Source organism: Paraburkholderia sp. A1RI_3L, assembly GCF_048957895.1.
Lineage (GTDB): Bacteria > Pseudomonadota > Gammaproteobacteria > Burkholderiales > Burkholderiaceae > Paraburkholderia > Paraburkholderia kururiensis.
In genome coordinates this window covers 1-724 of sequence record NZ_JARCHA010000063.1, presented here as the reverse complement: position 1 = coordinate 724, position 724 = coordinate 1, and the positions used below count along the sequence as shown (strand labels likewise).

General features: G+C 61.7%; 1 protein-coding gene and 1 pseudogene. Both read right to left on the bottom strand.

The features are described 5' to 3' along the window. Nucleotides 1–403: ABC transporter permease (locus PXJ20_RS32890; RefSeq protein WP_421057513.1), on the bottom strand; the 403-nt coding region annotated here is incomplete at its 3' end. A 5-nt stretch (nt 404–408) separates the two neighbouring features. Further along, nucleotides 409–724 (bottom strand): annotated as a pseudogene (locus PXJ20_RS32885) (hypothetical protein); the annotation flags it as partial.

The following is a 724-nucleotide window of genomic DNA, read 5'->3' as shown; positions in this document are numbered from 1 at the left end:
TCACGTAGAAGACGAGCGTGAGGACGTAGAACGAACAGGTTGCGCCGGCCACTTCGAGCAGGATGCGTGCAAGAAATACATCGACCGGCTTGACGTTGCGATGGAACAGCAGGCTGAGGTTGGGCGTGAGCCCCCCCACGCAGCGCGTTGCGCAGTTGCGCCACAGCAGGACCGTGGAATAGCCGGTCAATGCGAATTCCACGATAGGAACGTGGTGGCCGTGCGTGGACCGTGTGATGTACCACAGCGCCGCAATGCCGAGCGTGAACGTCATGGGCTCGACGAACAGCCAGAGAAAGCCGATGTTGTGCCGCCCAAATCGCGTGATGATCTCGCGCATGAACAGCGCTGCGATGACGCGCGTCTGAATGGTCAGGGAATCGCGAAACGGAGTAGCGAACATGGGCGTTACTCCAGCGTGTGTTCGCGGATACCCGAAAGCAGCAGCGAAAGCAGCCCCCAGGTGACGAGCCCCATCGTGAATACGATGAGCACGGCGCGCAGGCGTTTGGGTTCTTCGGCGGCATCGGGCAAACGCGGTTGCACGACGCGCGCGATATAGAGCTGTTTTTTCGCCGCCTCGCTGCGGGCCTGTTCCTGCAATGCGAGCGCACTCGCCAGTTGCCGCTCGGCGAACTGCTTCTCGATGCTCAGGCGTTCGAACTCGCGGCTGCGTGCCGCAAAGCTGCCGTCTCCCCTGCCCATCACCTTGGTGGAGACTGCG